We start from the raw sequence: 9,669 nt of genomic DNA, 5'->3' as shown, positions 1-9,669 counted from the left end.
CAGCGGTAGAGCATCGCCTTGCCAAGGCGAGGGTCGCGGGTTCGATTCCCGTCGTCCGCTCCATAAATATGCGCCCTTAGCTCAGCTGGATAGAGCGTTTGACTACGAATCAAAAGGTCGGGAGTTCGAATCTCTCAGGGCGTGCCACTTTTTATTTGAATAGGATATGCCGGTGTGGCGGAATGGCAGACGCGTTCGACTCAAAATCGAATGGGGAGACCCGTGGAGGTTCGAGTCCTCTCACCGGTACCAATCTCACAAGCAAAACCTTAAGGATGAATCCTAAGGTTTTTTATTTTTTCAGGAACTAGGATGCTTTAAGTTAATTTATCTTAACAAAAAAAGAGGCCGTTCCGTGGTAGCGTAATGCTACTGTGGAACGGCTTTTTATGGAAAGAAATGTCCGTTGCCGTCGCCCAGCACGATGCCGTTCGCCGCTGCCCATGCGACATAACCGCTGTACCAACTGTTCGCCGTCACATCCGTGAAACGATTGGTTTCAGCCGTCTCCACGCCAAGGAGCTTGCCCAAAGTGGTAACTGCGGCAGCGCGGGTAACAGGTGCATTCGGCGAGAAGTTGGTCTCGCTTGTGCCGATCATAATACCGTTCTCATACAAGGCCTTTACAGCGTCGTACGCATCGGCATTCTTGTCAAGGTTGGTAAATGGCAATTCGCCGATGGCAAATTGCCATTGTGATACGCCGCTATAGCTTGGATTAGAGGAAACGACGGCAATCGTTAGGCGATACAAGCCATCACACTTAGGCATAATCTCCGATAAAGAGCCATTAATGTCGGAGAGCAGCCGCGTTTCAGAATAGTTCTCTGAAGGGACGTCGGTTACTGTTAACTGAATGTCTTCCTCAGGTACATCAGCACTGGCGGTCACTTGTTCCAGGGCAACTGCTTCACCGGAAGCGACGCTTTTTATGCCACGCACATTATTGACGGTGAAGGTTACGCGTTTTTTTCTTGTAGCAGCGGAGGATTCGGAGATACCCGAGAAGCTGTGAACCGTTTTAGTGATGACGAACGTTACGGAACCATCCCCACTAGCCGAGCTTTCTTCGTTCCCTGCCTTTCCTTGATCCGCCGGACTGAATCCATTAGGGAATGCCGGACGGTTTTCCGAGCCCTCAGGTAGTGTAAATTCGCCGTTTGGCGGGTTGCCGTCAGGGAACTGCCCTTCTGGTCGCACACCATTTGGTCGCTCACCTACAGGTGGTTCGCCTCCTGTAGGCATCCCTCCGGGACGGCCGCCCATCATACCGAAGGAGTTGCCTGTATATTGCTGCTGGATACCGTTGATAAATAAATGGTATTCTGTGTCAAACGCCAGTTCTGCAGAGGAGAACGTCAGGCTCTGGAACGCTTTGTCGGCTGTATGCTTTAGTATTTCATTACCCTCTGAATCCGTTAAGGAGATTACGCTGCCTGCAGCCTGCGTCGAGGCAAAGGCCAATTCCATAAAGAGCTGCGAAGAATCCGATGAGGCTGCATCATTGCGCGTCCCGAGGGCTACTAGCGTGCCGCCATTGATGGTAATGTCCTTGTCCGCATCGATGCCGCCGTCAGGGCTTCGCTCATTGGACATGGTAACAATGGTTCCGCCATTGATGGTCAGATAGCCGTTGGAATCAATGCCGTCCCCTTCCGAGCCGAGACCAGCGTTCACATGCAGGTAACCGCCATTAATCGTCGTTACGGAAATGCCGTCTTCATTGGTGTTAATGCCGTCATCCTGCGATTCGATATATACATTTCCGCTGTTAATGGTCAGGTGCAGCTCGGAATCCAGCCCTTCATTAGCGGCCTTGATATGAAGCTCCCCCGTTCCCTCGTTTTCACCCGAGATCGCCATGGACATTTTGGAATAGAACGCTCCGTCATATTTATGCAGCTTCTTGGTGGTGCCTTCCTTAAAGATTTTGGCCACGTAGGAGCCGTTTACTGTATTGACCGAGCTGTCCGCTAAAATCACTTGCGCACCAGCTGTGGCAAGATCCACGATGCCTTTGGTATCTTCCGAAGCGCTGTAGGGTTCGTACACATTGTAAAAAATAACCCCAGGCGCAACAGTGCTTCTAATATCGACGCCATCCAGAATCAAGGTGACTCTTGCAGTCGGGTTGATGCCGCGTCCTCTCCTAAATCAATGGCCAGCTGTCCGGCGGACAGCGTTCCCGATACGCGATAGGTACCTGGCTTTGTGATCGTTACCACGGTATGGGCAGCTGCTTCCTCTGCGCTATGTGCATCCGCCGCTGCTCCTTCACCGTAACTGATGTCATGTCCTTGCTCGTAGTACACGACATCCGCCCCAGTATACACCGCGGCTGATGAATCGGTGGATGCTGCTTGTCCATTCACGATCACGCCGGTATCGAATAATTTGATGGTGGTTTCATCTGTCGAAGCGGCTGCTGCAGTGCCGACGATGCCAGGGAATGCAAGAATTAATCCCAGCATGAGTGAAATAATACGTCTATGTATCATCCCTACACTTCCTTTCATTTGTTTAAGTACGATATCAGTATAAAGGCCGTTTCTGAATTGAATCTTAATTGAAGCTGAACGATCGTTGAAAGTTGATAGGCCACGGAGGAAGCATTCATAAAAATAAAGCTGGGTGCAGATTCAAGTCGTCTGTACCCAGCTTTTTACTAAAGCTGTTAGCTTTATTTTTGATTGAAGCCTCTATATAAAAAAATTAAAGCGCACGCAAAGGGAAAAATTGCTGCCAAATAACCGCTTAATGCTTGGGAGATGGCAATGATGATAAATACAGCCGCCATAATAAAAGAAAAAGTTTTAGAATTGTTAAGGTTCATAATTCACCTCGATATAAATATCATTATGAAATCGCGTGAATGAAAGCTTAATAATCTGTCCTTATAAAAATTAGGAGGGAAATAATATAAGCCAATAAAACCAAGACAACAGTCAATGAAGCGAAGGATGCCAGCGGGTAATTCAGCAGAGAAGCAACAGCATGGTTGGACAAATTAAGAGAACTAAATTTTCCTGCAATATTTGATAGTGTGAAAAATACCAGGATGCCGATAATATTCGCTGTCCGATATCCGTATTTGAAATAGAGGGGATAGAAAATCGCGTTCATGAAATAAGAACAGCATAAGGAAAAGAACATGACTTCCCAGTTTAAAATCGGCTGTTCCATCTGGATGCCAGCTGCATATTTCAACAATAAAAGCACTAAAATGAGCCAAATATAGGATATTAACCACCAAAGTAAAATCATAGCGTATTTAGCGGCAATAATCATTTTGCGGGAAACCGGCAAGCTCAGCAGCAGCTTATATTGAAGCTTCTCAGTTTCTCCCGTGTTGGAATTGGAGTAGCTCGTCAGAAAATAACTGATAAACCCAACGGATAAACTGAAGATGATCGTGGGAAATGGGTCGGAGCCTGAAATTCTATTGCCGAGCGTGAGGAACAGAGGGAACATAATAATAGGAATCAGAAAGGCAATTTTTTTTTGCGTGTACAATTCCATTAAAAGCAATTTCAGCATACCAGTTAGCTCCTTTTTAACCGTTCTGGCTCTTCACAACATAATACATAATGTCTTCTAGCGCGGGACGCTCCATTTTAAATTCCGGGTTCATATCCAGCCGTTCCAGCCGTTCCCTTTCTATAAAGGCTTCGAAACCTAAGGAAGTTTGCTTGATGGCGAGAGGCTGGTGCACCTCTACAGTCTCTTTTAAGTTCTTGGGCCCTCTGATGATGACATAATCATCAAGGATAGCTTCTGTTTCTTTGCTGAATTGAATTTTTCCGTCATTAATGAAAGTGATATAATCTGCAACATGCTCCAAGTCCGAAATATTATGAGTTGAGAAAAAAATAGCTTTATCATCGTCCTGAATAACTTCAAGCAATACGTCCAGCAATTCTTTTCTGAAAATGGGGTCGAGTCCTGATGTAGGTTCATCCATGATGATAAGTTCTGCGTGGTGTGAAAGTGCGACAGCCAAAGCGAATTTCATGGCCGTGCCTTTAGAGAGGGATTTCACAGGCGTGGAAAGAGGTACGCCGAATTTTGTAATGTAGTCGTAAAAGGCTCTGTCATCCCAATGGTCATAGAACATGGAAATAATTTGTTTGTTCCTCTCTACGGTCAAATCTTCAAAAAATACATTCTGGTCATACACAAAACCTATACGCTGCTTCAAGGAATTCATATTTGCTTGTGAGTCAGCGTTAAATAATTTGACGTGGCCGCTATCGGGATGAGTAAGGCCCATGATACAGCGGATCGTGGTGCTCTTGCCAGCTCCATTAGGGCCAATAAACCCCATGATATAACCTCTTTTGAGAGAGAAGCTGACGTGCTGCAGCTCAAACCCTTTATGCTTCTTGCTAATATCGGTTACCTCCAAAATATTCTCTTCCTCATTCAAGATCCATCTTCCTCCTCGTAAATAGCTTGCACAAGGCTTTGCAGCTCGTTAAGTCCGATATTGTACCTTTTGCAATCCGGAATAAGGCGTTCTAATTCTCGAGTAATGGCCTCTAGTTGCTTTAACTTCATATTCTCTTTGTCTTGGAAGGCGATAAAGGTACCTTTTCCTAATACGGTATGAACGTACCCTGTCCTTTCCAGCTCTTCGTAAGCGCGCTTGGTAGTAATTACACTAACCTTAAGCTCACTGGCAAGCTTTCTTATCGAGGGCAGCTGATCACCTTCCCTCAGTTTGCCATTTAAGATTTGCGTTACAATTTGCTCAATGATTTGTTCATAAATGGGCTGCTTTAAAGAATAAATAATTGAAATGTCCATATCGACCTCTTCTTAATTTTGTATATATACGATATATACACTCTTAGTTTACGCCTGAAAAAACAAATTGTCTACTCCTGTTTTAGCATAATTTTTCCTTTAAAGTCATTTGTGCGAAGTGAAGTTTGCTAATTTTATTTAAAATATTAGGTTTTGTTCCATGAATTGTAAAAATTATCGTCTATGAATCTATTGAATTTGGAATCTCTGTAAACTAATATCGAGATAGATAATACATTTTAAGGAAATTACATCAAATTTTATTCTTTTAAATAGAAAGGAGGCGGAATAAATATGGTAACTCCAAGCGTTGAGCCAAATGGTATTACATGTTGGGGATGTCTGGCGTGTGCGGCATGTACGGTTACTGCATTGACTCTTGTATCTGCACTGAGCGGTTTGAACACAGTTGACTAATCTTTGAAATTGGGGGACTTATCCCTAAATTCATAATCGTCTGCTTCAATCAGGGGTAAGTCCTGGTCATTTTATTCCTAATATTAGAGGAATGGAGGTTTGGCGATGAAAAACTATATTTCATGGAATAAGAGTTTAAAGCTGAAGAAATACTCGGACCAAATTATTGTAATGGAAGTATATGAGGGGGTGGAAACGAGAAAATGTCATTCATTTTCCTTGAATGCTACAGGTGCAGAAATCATTCGTTCCATCAACGGCACGAGAACTTATGATGAAGTCATTGCGTTACTGTCTGAGAAATATAACGAAAATTATGACGTCGTAGATATGAAGGTAACAGATTTTATAATGAACTTATCCAAGCTGCATGGTATAGACGTGATTTATAGCAGAGTGCAGAAGCATATTCCATACGAGGTCGTGGAAGAGAAATCGATGTATCCCAAAGTCGTCACGTTAGAGCTAACCGATCGATGCAATATCAAATGCCTGCATTGTTATGGTGATTACGGGAAAGTCGGAAATCACGATATGAGCTTGGATGATATCAAAAATATATTGTTTCAGTTTGATGAGTTAGGTGTCCATACGATTGAATTGACGGGGGGAGAAATTACGATTCATCCCGAGCTTAAGGAAATTTTATTGTATACGCTAAGCTTAAGGTATGACCAAATTTCTTTTTTGAGTAACGGTATTGCATTAACGGAAGAGATTATGGATATTATTATCGAGAATAAGTCCCGTTTTGTTGTTCAAATCGATATTCATAGTCTAGACGATGATTATTTGCATTGGTTTACTAAAGCTCCAAGAACTTTAAACCGAATTCAGCGGAATATAATAAAGCTGGCGGAAAACAATGTGAAAATGAGAACCGCAACAGTCATTACAAGAAGAAACATTCAAGAAATCGAGAACATCGCAGATTGGGTACATAGCTTAAACATAGAGCATTTTGGCATCTCTCCTGTTCTCTCCTTAGGCAGAGCCATGGGAGCGGATAATGACTTGTATTTGACCTCTGAGGATATGGTTTTGTTAGAAGAGAAGCTGAATATCATCAATAATAAATACAGTAATTTTATATCCATTATCGACAGCAATCGTTCTGAGAGCAAAAATTGCGGTGCCTTAACTTCCCACTGTGTAATCTCATCCCGCGGAGAAGTGAAAATTTGCACGATGGATAATTTGAAGTACTTTGATAGCAGCATTGGCAATGTGCTGGAGAAAGACATTAAGACCCTTTACCACGAAAACAGAGACTACATTTTGGCCTTCTTCAATATGCCCTCCCCGCAGCTTGATTCGAGTGAATGCAAAAACTGTTCCAATATTTATTACTGCAGCGCCTGCGTGTTAAGAGGACTCATTAAAGCGAAGGAAATGGGAGATCATTGCACATGGTTTAAGAACAGAATTCCAGCCTTAATCAAGGAAAAGCTGCTGATTTAAGACGATCATAGTAAATATTACAAGGGCCTTGGAGTGAAAAATATGAAAAAAAAGGAATTCCAATATAGAAATCTCCTTTTTTTATGGCCATACTTAAAGCAATCGAAATACAAATTTATAGTCGGGATCATAGGCATGGGATTGTCATCTTTGCTGATCACTCCGATTCCTTATTTAATCGGGTATTCGATTGATAATATTATTTTAATGAATAAAAGCTATTTCGAATTATTAAAAATTGCCCTTCTAATGGCTGCAATATACATCATCGGCTATATAGCAAATGTAGGTTATTCCTATATTTTCTCCAAGGTTCAATATGAGGTTGTTAATAAGGTTAGAGTATCAACCGTAGAATCGGTCATAGATGCGCCACTAGCCTTTCACAATAAACATGATAAAGGATATATTTTAGGGAGGGTCGCGGAGTCTTCGAGCTTAGGCGTATTGTTCTCCCCCTCTTTTTTAGGGACGTTAACCGGTGTCTTTGATTTCATATTCTCTTTGTTCGTGATGTTCCAACTGAGTTCAACGCTTACCTTTACAACTCTTATCATCATTCCGCTTTATTTTATTATATCCAGGAATGCATCCCGCAGAATATCCGAAAGCACCACTAAAGTGTATGAATCATCTGCTCAATTAAATGGAGAAGTATTTGAGACTTTAAATGGAATAGAAGAGATCAAGCTTTTAGTGGGTAAAAGAACGCAGATTCAAAAACTTAACAACAAGCTGGAAAGCATGATTAAAAATCTGCTCAAACAAAGTTTGAATTTCGTGTTTTTTGTTCAAAACATCATCTTAAGCAACAACTTGGTTACGACATTCGTTTTATTTATCTCAGGAATATTAATTTTAAATAACCACTTGACCATAGGGATCTATACGTCCTTTTCGTTATATTTATCGAAACTTCTCTCGACGACCCAAGCTTTTGGCAGCATAGAAGTTACATTAAAGCCGGTGTGTGTAAGCATAAGCAGAATTAAGAGCATACTGGAAACGGAAAGCGAAAATATTGCCGGTGCCCGGAAGCTTGATGAAAGCATCAGCACTATTCGTTTTAAAGAAGTAAGCTTTAAATATGAGACCGGCGATGAATGGGTTATCCAAAATATGAATTTTGAGCTGGAAGCGGGAGACCGAGTGCTCCTTCGCGGCCTAAACGGTTCAGGAAAAACTACTCTAATCAAGCTAATTACCGGCTTGTACAAACCTCTTTATGGGCAAATATTAATAAACGGACAAGATCAATCGCTGATGGATATCAACTCGATAAGAAATCGGATAGGCATCGTATCCCAAAGTATTTTTTTGTTCAAAGGAACGGTAGCGGATAACATTCTTTTTGGACAAAAGCATAAAACAATTGAAGATATCATAGCCACAGCTCAAAAATACAACCTCATGGGTCATCTAGAAAAGTTTCAAAAAGGATTGAATACGGAAATCTCACAGAATGGCTTTGGCGTATCAGGGGGACAAACGCAGGTAATCGCGTTTTTAAGAGCGGTTTTGGCAAACAGGGATATTATTATTTTAGACGAAGCGACATCAAATTTGGACATAGATACGAGAGACCAGATCACAGGCATCTTAAATGCCGAGCAGCTATGTAATGTTCTAATCATGATTTCGCATCAAGCCGAACCAAATGAATTTATTAATAAGGTAATCGACCTGGATCAATACAAGGAAACCTTCGTTTTACAAGGATAATGAGAACAAGTGTAAACAGTAAAAAACAAGGACGCTGTCTGCATTTAGCAGCAGCTTCCTTGTTTTGATTCACAGCAATAAACAAAGTGTTGACACATTTAGTACCAAGTGATATTATCTTAGAAGTGACCCAAAAAGGAGTCGCAAGAAATCATTCATTACTTGCTTTGTATCGGGACGTAGCTCAGCTTGGTAGAGCACCTGGTTTGGGACCAGGGGGTCGCATGTTCAAATCGTGTCGTCCCGATAAGACAAAGAAGCAGCCATTCTCTAGAATGGCTGCTTCTTTTATTCTGTATATTTCAATCTCCCTACGGTCACAATAACAGTAAATATCGACCGATAGAAGGGGATACCAGTGAATATCTTCCGTATCAAAAAGCAGTTCAGGCGCCGATGGAGAAGATGGAGACGCGCCATTTGGACGATTGGCGGCTGTGGGCTGGTCACCTTAATGGCGTGGCTCGGACTGATGCTGTCCAACCAAATGGAGCAATTGATGGCCAAGGAGCCGATTGCCCTGGAAACGCTGGGCATGATCAGGGAAGCGGCCATAGGAGCAGGCAAGGAGGCCGAATTGGAACCAGCCTGGATTGAACAATTGAACCAAAGCAGCGGGCGGCGGACCGTTCATTTAAACAAAATATATGCTTGCGGGGAAGAAGGCTCCATTCTCGGAACCTTAAGTCCTGATGAAGTCATTGGGGTATATCGCGCTAATCCAGGCTGGTTGGGAAGCATTGATGCCCAAGGAGACGTGTGGTTCGAGCAGCATATCAATGAGCTGTCGGAGACGTGCAGAAGCAACGGATATTTCGGAATCGACCAGCAGGGGAACCTCAGTTTGTTCGAGGGACCTCCAGACAAAGAGAAAGTGCTTAAAACCTTTTTTCAATTGGATGTGGAGACAATGGAAAGCTCACTGCCCCCGGACGTTCTATTGCACTTGCATCAGGGCATCCGCATACAGGATTTAGACGAATATAACAGCGTGCTTTCGACATTCAGTGAATTTGCAGCCATGCCGGCCAGGAAGGTCATGCAACAAAAAGATGAATGAAGCGTATATACTTTCATGCCAAGAGGCGTTGTCCAAACGTCTCTTTTTTTGTTGCCGCAGACAAAGTTCTACAAAGATTTTCCTCAACAGGTCTCATTCTTTTGATATAATAAGTGAATACATATGTTCGGTTATCCGGACATAGGCTTCGCTTCCGCAGGGGAGCTCCTTTAGGAATAATGGAAGCCGCAAACAAACATGGG

General features: G+C 42.7%; 8 protein-coding genes and 3 tRNA genes. 6 read left to right on the top strand and 5 right to left on the bottom strand.

Annotated elements, in window-relative coordinates; all coding sequences use genetic code 11:
* Positions 1-70: 70 nt before the first annotated feature.
* Positions 71-147 (top strand) — tRNA-Arg (locus ACYUJT_RS24825).
* A 21-nt stretch (positions 148-168) separates the two neighbouring features.
* A tRNA-Leu gene (locus ACYUJT_RS24820) sits at positions 169-252 on the top strand.
* Positions 253-387: 135 nt separating this feature from the next.
* On the opposite strand, the gene ACYUJT_RS24815 is transcribed toward ACYUJT_RS24820, so the two are convergent.
* The 5 genes from ACYUJT_RS24815 to ACYUJT_RS24795 form a co-directional block, all read right to left on the bottom strand.
* A complete protein-coding gene (locus ACYUJT_RS24815) occupies positions 388-2,112 on the bottom strand; it encodes an S-layer homology domain-containing protein (protein WP_460327486.1) in 1,725 nt (574 codons plus the stop codon).
* Positions 2,109-2,498, bottom strand: coding sequence for a hypothetical protein (locus ACYUJT_RS24810; protein ID WP_460327483.1), 390 nt, complete (start codon positions 2,496-2,498; stop codon positions 2,109-2,111). The genes ACYUJT_RS24815 and ACYUJT_RS24810 overlap by 4 nt, the downstream gene beginning before the upstream one ends.
* Before the next feature lie 382 nt (positions 2,499-2,880).
* Positions 2,881-3,537 (bottom strand): ABC-2 transporter permease, encoded by a 657-nt coding sequence (locus ACYUJT_RS24805; RefSeq protein WP_460327481.1) that lies wholly within the window; start codon positions 3,535-3,537, stop codon positions 2,881-2,883.
* A 16-nt stretch (positions 3,538-3,553) separates the two neighbouring features.
* Positions 3,554-4,426 (bottom strand): ABC transporter ATP-binding protein, encoded by an 873-nt coding sequence (locus tag ACYUJT_RS24800; RefSeq protein ID WP_460327479.1) that lies wholly within the window; start codon positions 4,424-4,426, stop codon positions 3,554-3,556.
* Positions 4,423-4,806: a GntR family transcriptional regulator gene (locus ACYUJT_RS24795; protein ID WP_460327477.1), complete on the bottom strand. Its 384-nt coding sequence runs from the start codon at positions 4,804-4,806 to the stop codon at positions 4,423-4,425. Before ACYUJT_RS24795 ends, ACYUJT_RS24800 begins: the two co-directional genes overlap by 4 nt.
* Positions 4,807-5,328: 522 nt before the next feature.
* On the opposite strand from ACYUJT_RS24795, the gene ACYUJT_RS24790 reads away from it, so the two are divergent.
* The 4 genes from ACYUJT_RS24790 to ACYUJT_RS24775 all read left to right on the top strand — a co-directional run bounded on the left by ACYUJT_RS24790 (position 5,329) and on the right by ACYUJT_RS24775 (position 9,466).
* On the top strand, positions 5,329-6,684 hold the full coding sequence (locus tag ACYUJT_RS24790; protein WP_460327475.1) for a PqqD family peptide modification chaperone: 1,356 nt from the start codon (positions 5,329-5,331) through the stop codon (positions 6,682-6,684).
* A gap of 135 nt (positions 6,685-6,819) precedes the next feature.
* Positions 6,820-8,406 (top strand): ABC transporter ATP-binding protein, encoded by a 1,587-nt coding sequence (locus tag ACYUJT_RS24785; protein WP_460327473.1) that lies wholly within the window; start codon positions 6,820-6,822, stop codon positions 8,404-8,406.
* A gap of 173 nt (positions 8,407-8,579) precedes the next feature.
* Positions 8,580-8,653, top strand: a tRNA-Pro gene (locus ACYUJT_RS24780).
* 111 nt (positions 8,654-8,764) lie between these two features.
* Positions 8,765-9,466 carry a BofC C-terminal domain-containing protein gene (locus tag ACYUJT_RS24775; RefSeq protein ID WP_460327471.1) on the top strand — a complete coding sequence of 234 codons (702 nt, stop codon included), beginning with the start codon at positions 8,765-8,767 and terminating at the stop codon, positions 9,464-9,466.
* Positions 9,467-9,669 lie beyond the last annotated feature (203 nt).

The organism is Paenibacillus sp. YSY-4.3, from assembly GCF_054767475.1.
Note: the sequence above shows the minus strand (reverse complement) of the source record. Positions and strands in the feature narration are given on the sequence as shown.